The following is a 19,795-nucleotide window of genomic DNA, read 5'->3' as shown; positions in this document are numbered from 1 at the left end:
GCGCACGGGACGTCATTCGTGCGGCGCGGCGCCGCTCCAGATACCGTGCTGCCGCACGTTGCCGGCAGCCCGGCAACCTTTTGTGGACGAGGTGAATCATGTGCGGAATCGTCGGAGCAAGCGGCCTGAACAATCAGGTGCCGCAACTGGTCAATGCGCTGAGCAGGCTCGAATATCGCGGCTACGATTCGTGCGGCATTGCCGTACAGGACGACGGCCGCCTGCGCAGCGAACGCACGTTGCGGCGCGTGACCGACCTGCAGGCCCGCGTGCTGACGCTGGGCCTCGAAGCGCAAACCTGCATCGCGCACACGCGCTGGGCGACCCACGGCGCACCGTCCGAAATGAACGCGCATCCGATCATGTCGGGCGACACGATCGCGGTCGTGCACAACGGCATCATCGAGAACCACGACGCGCTGCGCGTGGAGCTGCGGGAGCGCGGCTATACGTTTCGCGGCCAGACCGACACCGAGGTGATCGCGCACCTGATCCACAGCCTCTATCGCGACGACCTGTTCGACGCGGTCGTGCGTGCCGTCAAGCGGCTGCACGGCGCGTACGCGATCGCGGTGCTGAGCGCGAAGGAGCCGCAGCGCCTCGTCGCCGCGCGCGCCGGCTCGCCGCTCGTGATCGGCATCGGCGCCGAACAGAACTACCTCGCGTCGGACTGCGCGGCGCTCGGCGACCTGACCGACCGCTTCGTCTACCTGGAAGACGGCGACGTCGCGCTGATCACGCCGGACCGGATCGCCGTGGTCGACTCGGGCGGGCACGAGGCCCAGCGCCCGCTCTGCCAGGTGAAGGCGCGCGAAGGCGACGCCGCGCTCGGCCCGTACCAGCATTTCATGCAGAAGGAGATCTTCGAGCAGCCGAAGGCGATCGCCAGCACGCTCGACGGCATCGACACGATTTCGCCGGCGTTGTTCGACGCGACCGACGACACGCGCGCGCTGCTGTCGCGAGTGAGGAACGTGCTGCTGCTCGGCTGCGGCACCAGCTACTACGCGGGGCTGACCGCGAAGTACTGGCTGGAGGCCATCGCGGGCGTGCCCGCCCAGGTCGAGATCGCCAGCGAATTCCGCTACCGCGAGACGGTGCCAGATCCGCGCACGCTCGTCGTCGGCATTTCGCAATCGGGCGAGACGGCCGACACGATCGGCGCGATCGAGCAGGCGCGCGACATGGGCCAGGCACTGTCGATGGCGATCTGCAACGTGGCGACCAGCACGATCGCGCGCAACGCGCCGCTGCGGTTCCTGACGCGGGCCGGCATCGAGCTCGGCGTCGCGTCGACCAAGGCGTTCACCACGCAGCTCGTCGCGCTGTTCGTGCTGACGCTGACGCTCGCGCAGCTGCGCGGCCGGCTCGACGCAAAGCAGGTCGCGCTGCACCTGAAGCAGCTGCATGCGCTGCCCGAGCGCATCGGCCACGCACTCGCGCTCGAAACGCAGATCATGGGCTGGGCGACGAAGTTCGCGCGCACCGAGAACGCGCTGTTCCTCGGGCGCGGCATTCATTTCCCGATCGCGATGGAAGGGGCGCTGAAGCTCAAGGAGGTGTCGTACATCCACGCGGAAGGCTATGCGGCCGGCGAACTGAAGCACGGCCCGCTCGCGCTCGTCACGAGCGCGATGCCGGTCGTCACGATCGCGCCGGACGACCGCCTGTTCCATAAGCTGAAATCCAACATGGCCGAGGTACGCGCGCGCGGCGGACGGCTCTACGTGCTGGCCGGCGACCAGCTCGGGATCGACGCCGACCGCGACACGCACCTGATCCGCGTGCGCGAATCGGGAGACGTGCTGTCGCCGATCGTCAACGTGATTCCGCTGCAGCTGCTTGCCTATCACGTCGGCTGCGCGCGCGGCGCCGACGTCGACAAGCCGCGCAACCTCGCGAAATCGGTGACCGTCGAATGAAGGGACGAACGCGCCCGGCACAGGCGGTCGCGCAGTGCGTCGCGGCCGCGCTGTGCGGCGCATGCGGCATCGTCACGGCGATGCCGCCCGCCTTCGCCGCCACGCCGGCCGTGCATACGGTCACCGTGCAGGGCGCGCCTTCATCTCGCCCGGCCGTCGATCCGCGCAGCTTCATGCACGGCATCGGCGTGGCCGACGCCGGCAACGGCAAGCGCTGGGTGTTCTTCAGCAGCTCGGGAATCGTGCCGCGCGGCGCGATGCGCGGCGGCAGCTGGCCGCATGACGTGTACGTCGGCGAATGGCTGCCCGGCAAGCCGAACCTGCTGCACGTCCGCACGTTCATCGGCCGCCCCGAGGCGCAGGAGCCCGTGTCGATCGCGCAGAACGCGCGCGGCGACATCTTCGTCACGTTCGAGGACGGCTGGAATGCGCCGCAGGAAGTCAGCCAGCGCTACGGCGTCTACCGCCGCGACCTGAAGCCGATCAAGCCCTACCCGAACGACGTCGAATCGGGCGGCCACTCGGGGCATGTCGCCACGGCGGCCGACCGCTTCGTCGTGTTCTATTCGGCGGACTGGGTCGACGGCGGCGGCGTCGACAACCTCGGCACCGGCAACGGCGTGTACGTGAAAACCTATGACGCCGCCGGGCGCGTGCTGAACCATGTCGCGGTCGTGCCGCACCGCCGCGAGTGGTGGCCCGTCGTCGCGGGCTCGCCGCACACCGCGCTGCTCGTCTGGCAGAAATACATCGAGGGCAGCACGGACGCCGCGCTCGAATACGCGATGTTCGACCCGGTCACGGCGAAGCTGGACAAGCTGGGGACGCTGAACGACGCGATCCAGTACTACGTGTATTCGTCGGCTTACGTGCCGGAGATCGACCGCTTCATCGTCGTCACGACGACGGCGGACGATCGCGGCGTCGCGATGTTGATCGCGCCGGATGGTCGCCGCACGGCGACGCTCGACTGCCTGCCGGCGTCGGTGCGCGAATCCGGTATCGGGGTGTCCGGCTCGCATGCGTACGTACCGATCCGCGACGGGCGGCTGCTGACGCTGGCGCTCGGGCCGGCGAACATTTCAGTGAGCGGCGTGCAGCGGTCGCCGATTCCGTGGGGGTTGACCGGTATCGCCGGCTTCCCGGGAAGCGGCACCGCGATGCATTTCGTGTCGCTGACGCCGTCGGGCACGCGCGAAGCCGATTTCGACCCGGCGCACGAAACGCCGTTGCCGAAGAACGAAGTGCCTTGTTCTAGTCATTGACGGCGGGCTGGGTAACGGGCCGGCTCGCAATGAGTGCGGCGGGCCCGCATGCTCTCGCCCCGGCTTGCCCGCCTCTTCCGCCTCTTCCGCCTCTTCCGCCTCTTCCGCCTCTTCCGCCTCTTCCGCCTCTTCCGCCTCTTCCGCCTCTTCCGCCTCTTCCGCCTCTTCCGCTCCTTCGTGCTCAAACCCCGCCCCGCAGTGCCGCCCCCCTCTCGCGGGCCGGCCGCCAACCGCGCTGCCGCCGGACGGCCTGATCATGACCACCGCCCCCATCCCCGCGCCGCAGTCGCCAGCGCCGCGCGTACCGGATAGACTGTCGCCCGATTCCTTCCATCGGCCGCGGCCAGCCACTCCGGTCGCCGCCGGAACGCCCTTTCCCGGAGAACGAATGCTGAAGCGCCGGTGGTTTTCGCTTTTGCTGCTGACGGTTTGCCTGATCGGACAACGCGCGTCGGCCCAGTCCGCGCTCGAACTCGAGACCGACGGCACGGCCCGCGCCCTCACCCGGCAGACGCTGCTCGCGCGCCCCGATGCCGCCGACATCCACGTGCCGCGCGACATCGCGTACGGCCGGCCGATGACGTTCCGCGCGGTGCCGTTCGCCGCGCTGCTCGGCGACACGCTGCCGGCCGACAGCGTGCTCGAAACCCGTGCCGCCGACGGCTTCGCCGCGCAACTGCCGCTGGATCTCGTGCGCCGCCGCCCGCAGGCCGGCGCCATCCCGTGGCTCGCGATCGAGGATCCGGCGCATCCATGGCCGAAGCTGCCCGGCAAACAGGTCAGCGCCGGGCCGTTCTACCTGGTCTGGCTCGGGCCGGACGCGTCGTCGGTGCGCGGCGAGCAGTGGCCGTACCAGATCGTGCGCATCACGATCGAGTCGTCGCCGCTCGCGCGCTGGCCGTCGCTCGCCGTCGATGCCGCGCTGCCCGCGAACGATCCGGCTCGCGCGGGCCAGCGCCTGTTCGTCACGCAATGCCTCGCGTGCCACCGCCTCGACGGCGCGGGCAGCAGCCATGCCGGCCCCGACCTGAACACGCCGATGAACCCGGTCGACTACTTCCAGCCGGCCGCGCTGCGCCGCTATATCCGCAACCCGGCGTCGGTGCGCGACTGGCCGGGCCGCAGCATGCCGGCGTTTCCGCCCGACCAGCTGAGCGACCGCGAGCTCGACCAGATCGTCGCGTATCTCGCTTATATGGCGCGGCGCAAGGCCGCTCAGTAACGCCCGGCTGAATCGAATGACTCGAGGAAGATTGATGACGTCAGGCGACACGCTGTTCACCATCGCACCGATCGATGCCGCGCAGACGCACCCGCTCCGCGCAATGATCCTGCTGAACGACGATCTGAACGCGTGCGACCTGGCCGGCGACCATGCGCCGACGACGCTGCACGTCGGCGTACGTGATTCGTCGGGCATCGTCGCCGTTGCGTCGATCTGCGAGGAGGTGCGCGAAGACGATCCCGCGCGACCGGCGTGGCGGCTTCGCGGGATGGCCGTCCATCCTGCCGTCCGTGGCATGGGCTTCGGGCGTGTGCTGGTGCAGGTCTGCGTACGGCACGCGGAAGCACACGGGGCCGCACTCGTGTGGTGTACGGCACGCGAATCCGCGTACCGGTTCTATGAAAAACTCGGCTTCGCAGCCGATGACGCAACGATCACGATTCCGGAGCGCACCGATCTCGCGTTCCATGTGATGCGGCGATACATCGATCGGCATTCGCCGGGCGCCTGACGACGCAACCCGCGCGTTCGCATCGTCAGGCATTGACCCGCGTAGCCTGGCGCAGATGCTCCCGCCGGACCACTACCGTCACACTCCGGTTCAGCTTTCCTGCGCGCTCCGCAGCACCGCACGCAACAGCACGTCGGCGCCCGCCGCCGCCCACTCGGGCGTAATCGCTTCGGCTTCGTTGTGGCTCAGCCCGTCGACGCACGGGACGAAGATCATCCCCGTCGGCGCGACGCGCGCGACATAGCACGCGTCATGACCGGCGCCGGACACGATATCCATGTGCGACAGCCCGAGCGCCTGCGCCGCCTCACGCACCGTGTCGATGCAGCGCGGTGCGAACGGAATCGGCGCATACGTGAAGATCTGCTCGATCTGCGCACCGAGGCCCGTTTCGTCGGCCACCCGTGCGAGTTCCGCGCGCAGCGCCGCGTCGAGCTCGTCGAGCACCGCGTCATCGGGATGACGGAATTCGACCGTGAAGAAGCAGCCGCCCGGCACGGTATTCCGCGAGTTCGGCCGCGCCTCGATCATCCCGACGGTCGCCCGCGCGTACGGCGCGTAACGGCGGCCGAGCACTTCGACGAACGAGATCATCCGTGCGGCGCCAACGAGCGCATCGCGGCGGAATTCCATCGGCGTCGTGCCCGCATGCGCGTCGACACCGGTGAGCGTCACCTCGTACCAGCGCTGCCCCTGCCCGGCCGTCACGACGCCGATCGTCTTGCCGGCCCGTTCGAGAATCGCGCCCTGTTCGATATGCAGCTCGTACGCCGCATGCACCGGATAGCCGCCGACGGGCTCGGCACCCGCGTAGCCGATCCGCGCCAGTTCCTCGCCGATCGTCCTGCCTGCGCCATCGGTGCGCGACAGCCCGTATTCGAGCGTATAGACGCCCGAGAACACGCCGGCCGACACCATCGCCGGCGCGAAGCGCGAGCCTTCCTCGTTGGTCCAGATCACGACGTCGATCGGGCGCTCGGTCTCGATGCCCGCGTCGTTCAGCGCGCGCACGACCTCGAGCCCGCCGAGCACGCCGTAGATGCCGTCGTAGCGGCCGCCCGTCGGCTGCGAATCGGCGTGCGAGCCGGTCATGACCGGCGCGGCGTCGGGGTTGCGCCCCGCGCGGCGCGCGAACACGTTGCCCATCCGGTCCACGCGCACCGTGCAGCCGGCGTCTTGCGCCCATTGGACGAACAGGTCGCGCGACTCGCGATCGAGATCGGTCAGCGCGAGGCGGCAGACGCCGCCCTTCGGCGTCGCGCCGATCTGCGCCATCCGGTCGAGCGACGCCCACAGGCGGGCGCCGTCGACGCGCGGCGCGCTCACGCTTTCGGCAATCGTGGTGTCGTCACGCATCGCCGTTCTCCGGCGCGGCCTGCAGCGCGTAACGGAAATCGCAGCGCTTGCCGCCCTGCATGATCGTGCTCGTCCGCGTGAGCGCGATGTCCGGCGCATAGCCCTGGATGAAATAGCTGTCGCGCGCGCAGCTCAACAGGTGCCCGATCTCGCCGAGCCCCATCGCGTGATACATCTCCGCGTAGCTGCAGCGATGCACGTCGTAGTCGTAATGGGCGTCGTCCGCGCGGCGCACCTCGACGTCGAGCGCATCGTCCTTCTCCCACAGCACCTGCAGCGCGATGAACGACTTCACGCTCGTGCCGCCAGGTTCCTGCGCGGCGAACGTGCGGCCGGCGTCCACTGCCGCGCCGCGCACGGCTTCCGCGATCACGGCCTGCGCGCGCTCGGCGCCGAACTCGCGCTTCATGATCTCGTAGATCGGCTTGATGATTTCCGCTTCGATGCGGCGCCGCGCGAGGATCCCGAGGCGCGTGTCCTCGGGTGCGGCGGCGGATGTCTGGGTCGCTTCGGTCATGGGGATCGTCTTGGTTGTCTTATTGCTGTGTCGTGCTGCGTCGCGATGGGTCGCGCCGGGTCGTTTACTTGGTCGCGGTACGCGAGCCGCCGAGCACGTCGACGACGGCCCACTTGCCGCCGCGCACCTGGTAGATCGTGAAAGCCGGGTCCTTCAGGTTGCCTTCCTTGTCGAACGCAATCCGCCCCGTCACGCCGGGCCGGTCGATCGCACGCACCGCCGCGACCAGTTTCGCCGGCTGCGTCGTACCGGCCTTCTGCGCGGCCGCGATCAGCGTGGCGGCCGCGTCGTACGCGAACGGCGCATGCAGTTCGATCGGCGCGCGGAAGCGCGTCTGGTATTGCGTGTCGAACGCCTTGCCGCCCGGCATCCTGTCGAGCGGCAGGCCCGGTTCGAGCGCGGTCACGCCTTCGCCGTCCTTGCCGGCCAGCGACAGGAAGGTCTGGCTCACGAAGCCGCCCGCGCCGAGCAGCGGCGCGTTCACGCCGAGCTGACGCATCCGGCGCGAGATCGGCGCGGCCTGCGCGTCGAGGCCGCCGAAGAACACGAGATCCGCGCGCTTGCCCTTGATCGCGGTCAGCACGCCGCTGAAGTCGGTCGTCTTGTCGTTCACGTACTGGCGATCGACAATCGTTCCGCCGTTCGCCTGCACGCCCTTGATGAACTGGTCGGCCAGGCCCGAGCCGAACGACGTGCGATCGTCGATCACCGCGATGCGCTTCGCCTTCAGCGTCTTCACCGCATACGCGCCGGTGAAATTGCCGCCCGCATCGTCGTGGCCCATGATGCGGAAGGCCGTCGCGTAGCCCTGCTGCGTGTATTGATGGCCGGTGGACGCCGGCGCGATCTCCGGGATGCCCGCATCGCGGTAGACCCGCGACGCCGGCACGCTGCAGCCCGTGTTCCAGTGGCCGACGACGCCGATCACGTGCTGGTCGACGAGCTGCTGCGCAACCGCGACGGCCGTGCGCGGATCGGATTGATCATCGGCCGCGACGAGCTTGTAGACGACCGGCTTGCCGCCGATGGTCGGATGCTTCGCGTTCGCGTCGTCGATCGCGAGTTGCGCGCCGTTCTGCAGATCCTTGCCGATCCGCGCGGACGGGCCGGTGAGCGGCGCAGCGAGACCGATCAGTACGGTCTGCGGCGCGGATTGCGCGAACGCGGGAACGGAGGCGACCAGGGCGGCCGCCGAGAATGCGAGGCTGGCGGGGAGAAAGGCGATTTTCATGTGTGGGGGATCGATGAGTCGAATCAAAACATGAAAAATATTAAATATTCAGCACCCAAACCCCAAATATCCAATTGTTGGATGCTTATGCCGTTCCCGACACATTAACGCACCCCGCTGTAAACACGGGATATTTTTGTGTTGTCGCTTACCCTGACTTTTCGATAAAATTCGATACATGAAAAATATCGAACAATTGCCGCACGATCCGCCGCTGCGCGCGGTGCGTGCGTTCGAAGCTTTCGCGCGTCTCGGGTCGGTCACCGCGGCGGCGGGCGAACTCGACATCACGCCTTCGGCGGTCAGCCATCAGCTGCAACTGCTCGAAGCGTTCATCCAGACGCCGCTGACCGTGCGCGAGGGCCGGCTGCTCGCGCTCACGGACGAAGGCCGCGACTACTACCGCTCGATCAGCGCCGCGTTCTCGGTGCTGCGCAGCGCGACGCGCTTCGTGCGCGACCGCTCGTCGCTACGGCAGATCACCGTCAGCCTGATTCCGCTGCTCGGCATCGGCTGGTTCATTCCGCGGCTGCACGCGTTCCTGGCCGACAACACGGACGTCGACGTGACCGTGCTGTACGCGCATCACCGCAACTACCGCAGCGACGCATCGGACCTGTCGATCCGCTTCGGCACCGGCGACTGGCCCGGCTACCGCTGCGAACGGCTGCTGCCGGGCGCGATGGTGCCGATGTGCAGCCCGTCGTTCCTGAAGCGCCACGGGCCGTTCCGCACACCGGCCGATCTCGCGCGCGCGCCGCTCGTGCACGACGAGGATCGCAGCACGTGGGTCAACTGGCTGCAGGGCGCGGGCGTCAAGCATGTGTCGCATGCGGTGGGGCCGATGTTCGAGGACGGCCAGCTCACGCTGAGCGCCGCGCGCGCGGATCTCGGCGCGGCCTTGCTGCGCGCGCCGCTGGTCGAGCGCGAGCTGGCGAATGGCGAGCTCGTGAAGCTGTTCGATCACGCGCTCGACGACGGGCGCGATTACTACCTGTGCACCCGCGAGGACGCGGACATGCCGGACGGGGCCAGGCGGCTGGCGGCGTGGCTGAGGAAGATGGCGGGGATTTGAGCGGAGCACGAAGACGCCGCTCCGGCAACCGGCCGAATCGGGAAGCCGCATTCGCATCGGACGTGCCGCGCACTTGCACTTGGCCGACCGGATCGCCACGATGGTCGTGTCCCGTCACGGAGGTTGAAATGAACAGGATTCCAGTCGATCTATCGGATGACCAGCATGCCGCGTTGACCCGCATCGCCACGCACCAGAACAGATCCTCAGCCGAGGTCGTCCGGGACGCGATCGACGCCTACATCGCGCTACGGAACCGGACACTTGCTGACAATGTGTTCGGCCTCTGGAAGGGGTGCAATGCCGTCACCCAGGAAGACTTGCGCTCGGAGTGGTGAACGCGCCCCTGACGACCTTCGGTGCCGCCTGGAGCCGACCCACCGCGGCTTTTGACTTTCTGCGCATTCCCGCTCGCCGCATCTCCGCCCGGTTACCGCTCGTCCACCCACCCGCGCGTCAATGACCTGCCCCGCCCCCCGCCAATCAAGGGCCGGAAGCAGATAGAAATTCCTGATGCCCCGGATTGAAACAAGCAATTTCACAAGGTCAGGGTGAACCCGGATACTGGCAACACTCCACTCACCCCTGACGAAAAGGAATTGTCCAGATGCCGATCATCAACACCCAAATCAAGCCGTTCAAGGCCACCGCTTACCACAACGGCGAATTCGTGCCCGTCTCGGAAGAGAACTTCAAGGGCAAGTGGTCCGTCGTCGTGTTCTACCCGGCCGACTTCACGTTCGTCTGCCCGACCGAGCTGGGCGACCTCGCCGACCGTTACGCGGAATTCCAGAAGCTGGGTGTCGAAATCTACGGCGTGTCGACCGACACGCACTTCACGCACAAGGCGTGGCACGACACGTCGGACACGATCGGCAAGATCAAGTACCCGATGATCGGCGACCCGACGCTCACGCTGTCGCGCAACTTCGACGTGCTGATCGAGGAAGAAGGGATGGCCCTGCGCGGCACGTTCGTGATCAACCCGGAAGGCGAGATCAAGCTGTGCGAAATCCACGACAACGGCATCGGCCGTGACGCAGGCGAACTGCTGCGCAAGGTGCAGGCGGCGCAATACATCGCGGCGCACCCGGGTGAAGTGTGCCCGGCCAAGTGGACGCCGGGTGCGGAAACGCTGACCCCGTCGCTCGACCTGATCGGCAAGATCTGACGATCGCGCCGCGCGCCTCGCACGAGGCGCGCGAGCCTCCCGATGTCGGGCCGCCGCGGCATGCGGCCCGCGCCCTCCTCCGGCACGACGTGCCCGACCAGAATCATTAATACGGAATCCGAAACGCCATGCTCGACGCCAATCTCAAGAATCAACTCAAAGCGTACCTCGAAAAGATCACGCGCCCGATCGAACTCGTCGCCTCGCTCGACGACAGCGCGAAATCGCAGGAACTGCTGGCGCTGCTGAACGAGATTGCGTCGCTGACGGATCGCGTGACCGTGACCGAACGCCGCGACGACGCCGAGCGCAAGCCGTCGTTCTCGATCGGCGAGCCCGGCAAGCCGGCCGGCATCCGCTTCGCCGGCATCCCGATGGGCCATGAATTCACGTCGCTCGTGCTCGCGCTGCTGCAGACGGGCGGCCATCCGATCAAGCTCGACGACGACGTGATCGAACAGATCCGCGCGCTCGACGACGACTACGCGTTCGAGACGTATTTCTCGCTGTCGTGCCAGAACTGCCCGGAAGTCGTGCAGGCGCTGAACGTGATGTCGCTGATCAACCCGCGCATCCGTCACGTCGCGATCGACGGCGCGCTGTTCCAGGGTGAAGTCGAGTCGCGCCAGATCATGGCCGTGCCGACGATGTTTCTGAACGGCGCCTCGTTCGGCCAGGGCCGCAGCAGCGTGAAGGAAATCCTCGCGAAACTCGATACGGGCGCCAGCGCACGTGCCGCGAAGTCGCTCGAAAACAAGCCGGTGTTCGATACGCTGATCGTCGGCGGCGGCCCGGCGGGCGCGGCGGCTGCGATCTACTCGGCGCGCAAGGGCATTGCGACGGGCGTCGTCGCCGAGCGTTTCGGCGGCCAGGTGCTCGACACGATGGCGATCGAGAATTTCGTGTCGGTGCAGGAAACCGAAGGGCCGAAGTTCGCGACCGCGCTCGAACAGCACGTGAAGCAGTACGACGTCGACATCATGGACGTGCAGCGCGCCGATGCGCTGATTCCGGGCGACGTGCACCAGATCCGCCTCGCGAACGGCGCGGTGCTGAAGGCGAAGACGATCGTCCTCGCGACCGGCGCGCGCTGGCGCGAAATCAACGTGCCGGGCGAGCGCGAATACCGCAACCGCGGTGTCGCGTACTGCCCGCACTGCGACGGCCCGCTGTTCAAGGGCAAGCGCGTCGCGGTGGTCGGCGGCGGCAACTCGGGCGTCGAGGCCGCGATCGACCTCGCCGGCATCGTGAAGGAAGTCACGCTGATCGAATACGGCGCACAACTGCGCGCGGACGAAGTGCTGCAGCGCAAGCTGCGCAGCCTGCCGAACGTGACGATCGTCACGCAGGCGCAAACGACCGAGCTGACCGGCGACGGCAGCAAGCTGAACGGGCTCGTCTACAAGGATCTGCGCTCGGGCGACACGCAGCGTATCGATCTGGAAGGCGTGTTCGTGCAGATCGGCCTCGTGCCGAACACCGAATGGCTGAAAGGCACGGTCGAACTGTCGAAGCACGGCGAGATCGTCGTCGATGCGCGCGGCGCGACGTCGGTAGCGGGCGTGTTCGCGGCCGGCGACGTGACGACGGTGCCGTTCAAGCAGATCGTGATCGCCGTGGGCGAAGGCGCGAAGGCATCGCTCGGCGCGTTCGACCACCTGATCCGCCAGGACGTTGCGCCGGCTGCCGCCGCGCAGCCGCAGGCCGAGGAAGCCGTCGCCGCGTAACGCGCGTCAGCCCGTCGGCACAACAGTTTGTCTCTCTTGGCCCCGCATGCTTTGGTCGGCATGCGGGGTCCTTTTTATGCCGAAGGCGTTCGCGGTTACTTGGTCGCGGTCGGGCCGCCGTCCGCGGGCGCAGGCGCCGTCGACTTGAAACTGCTCGACTGCCTGACCAGTTGCTCGGTCATCGCGGCGGCAACCGGATTCGCACCCGACGACGAACTGCCCTGCCGGGTTGAACCGCTGCCCGATGACATCGCCGGCATCGACGACATCGACGGCGGCGGCAACGACGGGTCGAGTTTCGCCGATTCCCTGACGAGCGCGGCCGTCTCCGGCGTTTCGGATTTCGTTGCGGAGGGTGCGGCGGAGGCGTGGCGTTCGAGGCCGTCGCGCTTGCGCGCCGCGCGTTGCGTGACCTGCCCGGGCGCCGGAGCCGGTGCGGCCTGCTGTACCGATTTGGCGGCTGGCGCCGGTGCGGATGGGGTCGAATCCTGCGCATCGACGGTCACGACGTTGACCTTCGGCGGCGGCGCGCTCGGCTTCGTCACCGGCTGTGGTTTATCGCTGACGACCGGCACGGCCGGCGCTGCACTGACGCGCGCGGTTTCGGCCGGCGGAGCAGGCGCCGGTGCGGGTGGCGGCGGCGCGACAGCCGCCTGTTTTGGCGCGATCGCGGCGGCCGGGGCCGGCGGCGCGATGGTGCCCTGCACCGCGTGATCGTTGCCCGCGGGCGCCGCGGCAACGGGCGCGGCCGAATCGCCGATGCCGGCATCCTCGATCGCGCGGTGATCCGCACGCAGGAGCATCACGTAGGCAGTGCCGGCGGCGGCTACCAGGAGCCCACCGGCGATCATCAAGGTTTTGCGGGTACTCGTCATGCTTGCTCACCGCTCATATCGACGTGAACAAGCCATCATACGCGGCGATGGGCCGTCGATCCCGCACGAATACATTTGGTTGCATTGTGCCGGAACAGGTCGGCAACACGTTCGTCAGACGTATCGCTTCCGCTGCTCCGGCACGATCAACGCGCGGGCATCACTCCGGAAACGGCAGTTCGGTCTGCCCTTGCGCGCGCATGCCGAACGTGTTCAGCGTCATCGCGACGAGCGCGTAGTAGCCGAGCAACGCAACGAGATTGACGACGGTTTCGTGGCCGAAGCGCGCTTGCGCCCGTGCGAACGTCGCGTCGCTCACGCGCCGCGTGTCGTAGAGTTCGCTCGCGAATGCATGGATCAGCGCATCGTCGTCCGACTCGAATGCGGGTGCGACGCCGCGCCGGATCGCATCGGCCGTCGCGGCCGGCACGCCCGCGTCGAGTGCAATCGGATAGTGGATGTGCCACTCGGCCTGCGAGCGCCAGCGCGCGGCCGTCACGAGAATCGCGAGTTCCGACAGGCGCAGCGGCAGGCCCGTGCGATAGCGGCAGAACGCGCCGAGCTTCTGCGCGTGCTGCGCCAGCTCGGGGCTCGCGATCCAGCCGAGAAACGGCCCGTTCAGGTTGCCGCGCGGGCCGCTGAGAATGTCGGCCAGCACGGCCTTCTGCTCATCGGTGGCCGAGGCGGGATCGAACGGAGGCAATCTGTTGGTCATGGCGAAGTCCGGACTAGGTTCGATGAATGCGGTCACGCGCCGGCCGACGCAAGCGCCGCGCCGATCGCGCCCGACAGCCGCTCGACGATCGTATCGATCTGCTGCGCGGTGCAAATGAACGGCGGCGCGACCAGGATGTGATCGCCGTGCACGCCGTCGATCGTCCCGCCCATCGGATACACCATCAGGCCGCGCTGCATCGCTTCGCGCTTGACCGCCGCATGCAGCTTCAGCGCCGGATCGAACGTCGCCTTGCTGTCGCGATCGCGCACGAGCTCGATGCCGACGAACAGCCCGCGGCCGCGCACGTCGCCGACATGCGGATGCGCGCCGTAATGCTCGCGCAACGACGCGCGCAGTTGCTCGCCGCGCGCCTTCACGTTGTCGAGCAGCTTCTCCTCGGCGATCACGCGCTGCACTTCGAGCGCGGCCGCGCACGCGGTCGCATGGCCGAGGTACGTGTGGCCATGCTGGAAGAAACCCGAGCCGTCGACAATCGTCCGGTAGATGCGGTCGCTGACGAGCGTCGCGCCGATCGGCTGGTAGCCCGCGCCGAGCCCTTTCGCGATCGTCAGCAGGTCGGGCGCGACGCCGTCTTCATCGCACGCGTACAGGTAGCCCGTGCGGCCCATCCCCGACATGATCTCGTCGAGGATCAGCAGCACGCCGTACTTGTCGCACACCGCGCGAATCTTCTTCAGATACGTGCGCACCGGCGGCACCGCGCCGGCCGTTGCGCCCACCACCGTCTCCGCGACGAACGCCGCGACGTTGTCCGCGCCGAGTTCGACGATCTTCTGCTCGAGTTCGTCCGCGAGGCGTTGTGCATACGCGTCGTCGGTTTCGCCCGCCTGCTGGTCGCGGTACGCATAGCACGGGCTCACGTGGTGGGCCTCGATCAGCAGCGGCAGGAACGGCTCGCGCCGCCACGCATTGCCGCCGATCGCGAGCGCGCCGAGCGTGTTGCCGTGATAGCTCTGGCGCCGCGCGATGAAATGGCGGCGCTGCGGCTCGCCCTTCTCGACGAAATACTGGCGCGCGAGCTTCAGCGCGGCCTCGACCGCCTCGGAACCGCCCGACACGAAATACACGTGTTCGAGGCCGGCCGGCGCGGCTTCGACGAGCCGGTCGGCCAGTTCTTCGGCCACGTCGGTCGTGAAGAACGACGTATGCGCGTACGCCAGTTGCTGCGCCTGCCGCTTGATCGCGTCGATCACGCGCGGGTTGCTGTGGCCGAGACACGAGACGGCCGCGCCGCCGCATGCGTCGATATAGCGTTTGCCGGTCGAATCGATGATCTCGATGCCATCGCCTGCAACGGCAACGGGCAAGGTGGCGCGCGGTGCGCGATGGAAAACGGTCGTCATGCGTTGCCTCATGGATCAGGACGCGTCGTGCGCGCGCCCGGACGGCACGATGCGCGTCGCGAAACGCTGCGTGCCGTGTTGGTGAATAGTGAAATCGATTGACGCCGCGCCGATCGCGAACACGGCGGTGGCCAGCGTGTTCTCGTCGTCGGGGTCGGCCGGATCGTCGCGGTAGATCGGCAGCCCTTCCGGTGCGCGATCGCCGAGCACGCGCAGCAGCGCGGCTTCGTCGATCGCGTCGATGGCGGGCGTCAGCGCGTCGACGCGGCGCTGGCGGTCGGCCGACGATTGCGTGACGATCTGCGCTTGCGCGTCGCAGCCGGGATGCACGAGATGGTTCGCATGCCCCGCGAGCCGCGTGACGTCGATCACCGAACAGCGCGCGACGCTTGCCTCGATGCTCAGCAGCCGCCCATCGCCGGTCGCGCCCAGCGTGTGATGAAAGCCGCTTGCACGCGCATGGCCACGCAGCACGTCGGCCGCCGCGTCGAGCGACGTCGCATCGAGCACGGCGCGCGCGAGGATCATGCGCGGCACGCCCGCTGCCGGCATGCGGATCCGCAGGTTGTTGATCGCCTGCGCGATGCCCGCGCGGTTCGCGGCAAAGGTATGGCCCGGCAGCGAGCCGGGGTAGTAGAAGCTGATGAAGCCCGGCTTGCCCGCCGGCTGCACGTCGACGAGCAGGCAGCGCTCGCGCAGGTACGGGTCGCCGTCCTCGTTGTGCGCGATCCAGCGCGTGCCGGCCGCGTCGCGCGCGGCAAGCGTCGTGCAGCCGTCCGGCGCGTTGTGGATCAGCTCGCCGCGGCAGTTCCACAAGAAGATGTCCTCGGCCGGCCAGCCGACGCCCCCCGCGATCCCGTCCAGTTCCGCGACGAGATCGGGATATGCGGCCAGCGCAGCCTGCCGCAGCGCGGCGACGAACGGATGGCCGCGCCAGCGGCGCACGGCCTGCCACGCGCTGCTCTGCTGCATGTATTCATCGAATACGGGGCGGGCAAGCTCGCCGAGGCGCACGCCGATGTCGAACGGTGCGCCGGCGATGACGGGGGAAAGGGAAAGCGGCATGTCGAGTGAAAGGGTCGAATCCCGGTGGCGTGGACCGTGCGCCCGGCTGGCGGGCCCCGTCAAATGATGACGGCGCACCCACTGCCAGGGGATCGCAACACGCGATGAAGAATTAGACAATCACACAACATATGTTGTCAATAGCGGGGCCCTGACAACACGAGAGACCGCCTCGATCGCCGACGCGTTACTTCGCTACGCCGCCACCCCACTCGCCTGATGCGACACGAGCCGCGCATACGCGCCCTGCCGCGCCATCAGGTCCGCATGCCGCCCGGCCTCGATCACGCTGCCGTGCTCCATCACGAGGATCAGGTCGGCGTTGCGCACGGTCGACAGCCGGTGCGCGATGATGATCGACGTGCGCTGCGTCATCAGGTCTTCCAGCGCCGCGCGGATCTGCTGCTCGCTGATCGTATCCAGATGGGACGTCGCTTCGTCGAGGATCAGCACCGGCGCATCCTTCAGGAACGCACGCGCAATCGCGACACGCTGGCGCTGGCCGCCCGACAGCTGCACGCCGCGCTCGCCGACGCGCGTCGCGAGCCCGTCCGGCAGCCGCGCGACGAAGTCGCCGAGCGCCGCATGGTCGATCGCGCGCTGCACGTCCGCGTCGGACGCATCGCTCGCGGCGAGCCGGATGTTCGCTTCGAGCGTGTCGTTGAACAGGTAGGTATCCTGCGCAACCAGCGCGATGTGCTGCCGCAGGTCGTCGAGCCGCAAGTCGCGCAGGTCGACGCCGCCGAGCGTCACGCGGCCCTGCTGCGGATCCCAGAAGCGCAGCAGCAGGCTCGCGACCGTCGACTTGCCGGCGCCCGACGCCCCGACCAGCGCGACCGTGCTGCCGGGCGGAGCGTCGAAGCTCACGCGGTCGATCGCGGGCACGCTGCGGCCCGGGTACGTGAAGGACGCGGCCTCGAAGCGTACCGCCGGATCGGCAGGCATCGCACGCGTGCCGTCCGTCACCGGCACCGGCTCCTTCTCCAGCGCGCGCAAGCGTCGCGTCGACGCGATCGTATCGGCGAGCTGGCGCGCGACCTGGCCGATTTCGGCCACCGGCATGAAAGCGGCCACGGCCACCAGCACCAGCAGCGGCAACGACTCGCGCGGAAACCAGCCGCGTGCGCACAGCAGCGCGCCGAGCGCCGCGACGACCAGCCCGCCGAGCCCGCTCGCGATTTCCAGCGCGGCGCTTTGCGCCGACAGATCGTCGAGCAGCTTTGCGCGTTGCTTGCGGTACGCATCGACTTCGGCCACGAACGCCGCGCGCCGGCGCGCGACGGCCTGGAACGCGGTCAGTTCCGCGAGCCCCTGGATCGTTTCGGTCAGGTGCGCGCCGAGCTGGCCGAGCGCTTCGCGCGCGCCGGTGCCGAGCCGGTCGACGTCGCGCCGCGCCAGCACCGGCGCGAGCCCGGCCCACAACAGGAACGGCAGCAGCACGAGCGCGAGCGGCCACGCGACCGACGCGAGCAGCACCAGCACGGCGGCCGGCACGAGCACCGCGACGAACGCGGGCGCCAGCGTGTGCGCATAGAAATACTCGACGGTCTCGACGTCCTGCGTCGCGAGCGACACGAGATCGCCCGAACGGCGACGCAGCAGCCCGGCCGGCGCGAGACGTTCGAGCGTCGCGAACAGCGCGATGCGCATTTCCGCGAGCAGCCGGTACGCCATGTCGTGCGCGAGCCACGATTCGAGCCAGTGCAGCACGGCCGCCACCGGCGCGATCACGAGCAGCGCGGTGACGAGCGCCGGGCTCACGTGGCCACTCGGTACCGCACCGACCACCAGCGCGCCGATCACGCCGACGCCGATAAAGGCGAGCACGCGGCCGATCCCGAACAGCACCGTCAGCACGACCTTGCCCGTCCACGGGCGCACGAAGCGCAGCAGTGTCCGCAGGGTTTCCGGCCAGCCGATCTCGGCCGCATCGTCGTTCAACGGCCGCACCTGCGGGCCCGACGACGCGCGCGCGGTCGCGCCGGCCGTTGCCGCCACGCCCACCGATTCGGCGACCGCTTCCAGTTGCGGCCCCATCAGCCGGCGATACGGGCCGTCACGCGCGATCAGCGCCGCGTGCGTCCCTTCGTCGACCACCTGCCCCTGATCGAGCACCAGGATGCGGTCGGCGCCGATCACGCTCGACAGCCGGTGCGCGAGCACGAGCGTGGTCCGCCCGCGCGTGAGCCGGTCGAGCGCCTGCTGGATCAGCGCTTCGTTCTCCGCATCGACCGACGACAGCGCCTCGTCGAGCAGCAGGATCGGCGCATCGCGCAGCAGCGCGCGGGCAATCGCTAGACGCTGGCGCTGGCCGCCCGACAACATGAGCCCGCGTTCACCGATGCGCGTCGCATAGCCGTCGGGCAGCGCCGAGATGAAATCGTGCGCATTGGCCGCGCGCGCGGCGGCGATCATGTCCGCGTCGCTCGCGTCGGGGCGGCCGAGCCGCAGGTTGTCGGCCACGCTGCCGTCGAACAGCGTCGCATCCTGCGCGACGACCGCGATCATCTCGCGCACCTGGCCGGCATCGAGCGTGCGCACGTCGTGGCCGCCGATGCGGATCGCGCCGCCCTGCGCATCGTGCTGGCGCAGCAGCAGGCGCACGATGGTCGACTTGCCCGCACCGCTCGGCCCGACGATCGCCACCGTCTCGCCTTCGCGCACCGAGAAGCTCAGCGCCGCATGCGCGTCCGCGCGGCGCCCCGGATACGCGAAGCTGACGGCGTCGAACGCGATCTCCGGCCGCAGGCCCGCGACGCGCGGCGCGTCGGTGGCCGGTGCATGACGCTGCGCGTCGAGCAGCGCATGAATCGCATTCGCCGCCGACTGGCCGATCATCCCCTGGTGCAGCACGGAACGCAGGTCGCGCAGCGGCCGGAAGATCTCGCTGCCGGCCATCAGCACGATCAGCAGCGCCTCGAGGCTCATGTCGCCGTGCCGCACGCGCCACGCGCCGACGGCGATCGCGGCGGCCGCGCCGAGGCCCGTGCCGAGATCGGTGAAGAGCCGCGTCAGCAGGCCGAGCGCGAGCACCCAGAACGTGCTGTCGGACAGCGCGCGCGCCTTCGCGGCCAGCTTCGCGCCGAATGCCGTGCTTTGCCCGAACGCCTTCAGCGTCGGCAGGCCTTGCACCGCGTCGAGGAACTCCTCGCCGAACGCCTTGAAGGCGGCCGAGCGCGCGAGCGCCGCACGCTTGTCGGCGCGATGCACGAGTTGCGGCAGCGCGAGCGTGACGAGTGCCGCGACCAGCAGGATCGCGGCCGTCGGCACGTCCCACCACGCGAGCACCGCGAAGATCATCACCGGTGCGCACGCGGCGATCACGAGCTGCGGCAAATAGGTGCCGAAAAAGGTCTGCAGTTGCTCGACGCCGTCGACGACGGCCAGCATCACGCCGCCCGTGCGTTCGCCGCTGAACCACGCGGGGCCGAGCGCGGCGATCCGGTCGAACAGCCGCGCGCGCAACGTGGCCTGCACGCGCCCGGCCGTGTGCTGCGCAAGCACCGTGCGGCGATGGTCGAGCCACGCGCGCAGCAGCACGCAGGCCGCCGTTGCAACGACGGCTTCGCCGATGCTGCGTGCCGGCGCACCGGCAAAGACCAGCGCCAGCACGCGGCCGAGAAAGACGAAACGCAGGATCCCGACACCCATCGCGAGCAGGCCGAGCGCGACGGCCGCGGCCACCCGCCAGCGCAGTCCCGCCATCATTGCCCATAGTCGTCGGTCGAAATACATGAAGCCCTCCGGTGGTGTCCGATGATGATTTTTCTTGA

Annotated in this window: 16 protein-coding genes; 8 read left to right on the top strand and 8 right to left on the bottom strand. The window is 68.7% G+C overall.

Annotation, left to right across the window (positions count from 1 at the left end; genetic code table 11):
• Nucleotides 1-98: 98 nt before the first annotated feature.
• The 4 genes from glmS to CFB34_RS09085 all read left to right on the top strand — a co-directional run bounded on the left by glmS (nucleotide 99) and on the right by CFB34_RS09085 (nucleotide 4,923).
• On the top strand, nucleotides 99-1,922 hold the full coding sequence (gene glmS / locus CFB34_RS09100) for a glutamine--fructose-6-phosphate transaminase (isomerizing) (RefSeq protein WP_089442801.1): 1,824 nt from the start codon (nucleotides 99-101) through the stop codon (nucleotides 1,920-1,922).
• Entirely contained in the window at nucleotides 1,919-3,187 is a 1,269-nt protein-coding gene (locus CFB34_RS09095; protein WP_089442802.1) for a hypothetical protein, read from the top strand. Before glmS ends, CFB34_RS09095 begins: the two co-directional genes overlap by 4 nt.
• Before the next feature lie 388 nt (nucleotides 3,188-3,575).
• Nucleotides 3,576-4,409 (top strand): cytochrome c, encoded by an 834-nt coding sequence (locus CFB34_RS09090; RefSeq protein ID WP_089442803.1) that lies wholly within the window; start codon nucleotides 3,576-3,578, stop codon nucleotides 4,407-4,409.
• Nucleotides 4,410-4,443: 34 nt separating this feature from the next.
• A complete protein-coding gene (locus tag CFB34_RS09085; RefSeq protein ID WP_089442804.1) occupies nucleotides 4,444-4,923 on the top strand; it encodes a GNAT family N-acetyltransferase in 480 nt (159 codons plus the stop codon).
• A 90-nt stretch (nucleotides 4,924-5,013) separates the two neighbouring features.
• On the opposite strand, the gene CFB34_RS09080 is transcribed toward CFB34_RS09085, so the two are convergent.
• The 3 genes from CFB34_RS09080 to CFB34_RS09070 form a co-directional block, all read right to left on the bottom strand.
• Nucleotides 5,014-6,279, bottom strand: a complete 1,266-nt coding sequence (locus CFB34_RS09080; RefSeq protein WP_089442805.1) for a Zn-dependent hydrolase — start codon at nucleotides 6,277-6,279, stop codon at nucleotides 5,014-5,016.
• Nucleotides 6,272-6,796: an L-2-amino-thiazoline-4-carboxylic acid hydrolase gene (locus CFB34_RS09075; RefSeq protein ID WP_089442806.1), complete on the bottom strand. Its 525-nt coding sequence runs from the start codon at nucleotides 6,794-6,796 to the stop codon at nucleotides 6,272-6,274. The genes CFB34_RS09080 and CFB34_RS09075 overlap by 8 nt, the downstream gene beginning before the upstream one ends.
• Before the next feature lie 64 nt (nucleotides 6,797-6,860).
• Nucleotides 6,861-8,027, bottom strand: coding sequence for a branched-chain amino acid ABC transporter substrate-binding protein (locus CFB34_RS09070; RefSeq protein ID WP_089442807.1), 1,167 nt, complete (start codon nucleotides 8,025-8,027; stop codon nucleotides 6,861-6,863).
• A 178-nt stretch (nucleotides 8,028-8,205) separates the two neighbouring features.
• On the opposite strand from CFB34_RS09070, the gene CFB34_RS09065 reads away from it, so the two are divergent.
• The 4 genes from CFB34_RS09065 to ahpF all read left to right on the top strand — a co-directional run bounded on the left by CFB34_RS09065 (nucleotide 8,206) and on the right by ahpF (nucleotide 12,000).
• The gene (locus CFB34_RS09065) at nucleotides 8,206-9,102 is read left to right on the top strand and encodes a LysR substrate-binding domain-containing protein (RefSeq protein ID WP_089442808.1); all 897 of its coding nucleotides are present in this window, start codon (nucleotides 8,206-8,208) and stop codon (nucleotides 9,100-9,102) included.
• A 128-nt stretch (nucleotides 9,103-9,230) separates the two neighbouring features.
• A complete protein-coding gene (locus CFB34_RS09060) occupies nucleotides 9,231-9,440 on the top strand; it encodes a ribbon-helix-helix protein, CopG family (RefSeq protein ID WP_089442809.1) in 210 nt (69 codons plus the stop codon).
• Between the two features lie 269 nt (nucleotides 9,441-9,709).
• The gene (ahpC, locus tag CFB34_RS09055) at nucleotides 9,710-10,273 is read left to right on the top strand and encodes an alkyl hydroperoxide reductase subunit C (RefSeq protein ID WP_034179823.1); all 564 of its coding nucleotides are present in this window, start codon (nucleotides 9,710-9,712) and stop codon (nucleotides 10,271-10,273) included.
• A gap of 128 nt (nucleotides 10,274-10,401) precedes the next feature.
• Complete coding sequence (gene ahpF, locus CFB34_RS09050) at nucleotides 10,402-12,000, top strand: alkyl hydroperoxide reductase subunit F (protein WP_089442810.1); 1,599 nt, start codon at nucleotides 10,402-10,404, stop codon at nucleotides 11,998-12,000.
• 95 nt (nucleotides 12,001-12,095) lie between these two features.
• On the opposite strand, the gene CFB34_RS09045 is transcribed toward ahpF, so the two are convergent.
• The 5 genes from CFB34_RS09045 to CFB34_RS09025 all read right to left on the bottom strand — a co-directional run bounded on the left by CFB34_RS09045 (nucleotide 12,096) and on the right by CFB34_RS09025 (nucleotide 19,757).
• Nucleotides 12,096-12,875, bottom strand: coding sequence for an extensin (locus CFB34_RS09045; protein ID WP_089442811.1), 780 nt, complete (start codon nucleotides 12,873-12,875; stop codon nucleotides 12,096-12,098).
• Between the two features lie 160 nt (nucleotides 12,876-13,035).
• On the bottom strand, nucleotides 13,036-13,590 hold the full coding sequence (locus CFB34_RS09040) for a carboxymuconolactone decarboxylase family protein (RefSeq protein WP_089442812.1): 555 nt from the start codon (nucleotides 13,588-13,590) through the stop codon (nucleotides 13,036-13,038).
• 32 nt (nucleotides 13,591-13,622) lie between these two features.
• Nucleotides 13,623-14,957, bottom strand: coding sequence for an aspartate aminotransferase family protein (locus tag CFB34_RS09035; RefSeq protein ID WP_089442813.1), 1,335 nt, complete (start codon nucleotides 14,955-14,957; stop codon nucleotides 13,623-13,625).
• 15 nt (nucleotides 14,958-14,972) lie between these two features.
• Nucleotides 14,973-16,022, bottom strand: a complete 1,050-nt coding sequence (locus tag CFB34_RS09030) for a C45 family peptidase (RefSeq protein WP_089442814.1) — start codon at nucleotides 16,020-16,022, stop codon at nucleotides 14,973-14,975.
• Nucleotides 16,023-16,217: 195 nt separating this feature from the next.
• Nucleotides 16,218-19,757: an ABC transporter ATP-binding protein gene (locus tag CFB34_RS09025; protein WP_089442815.1), complete on the bottom strand. Its 3,540-nt coding sequence runs from the start codon at nucleotides 19,755-19,757 to the stop codon at nucleotides 16,218-16,220.
• Between the last annotated feature and the right edge of the window lie 38 nt (nucleotides 19,758-19,795).

Source organism: Burkholderia sp. HI4860, from assembly GCF_002223045.2.
Classification (GTDB): domain Bacteria; phylum Pseudomonadota; class Gammaproteobacteria; order Burkholderiales; family Burkholderiaceae; genus Burkholderia.
This window is presented reverse-complemented; position numbering and strand designations above follow the sequence as displayed.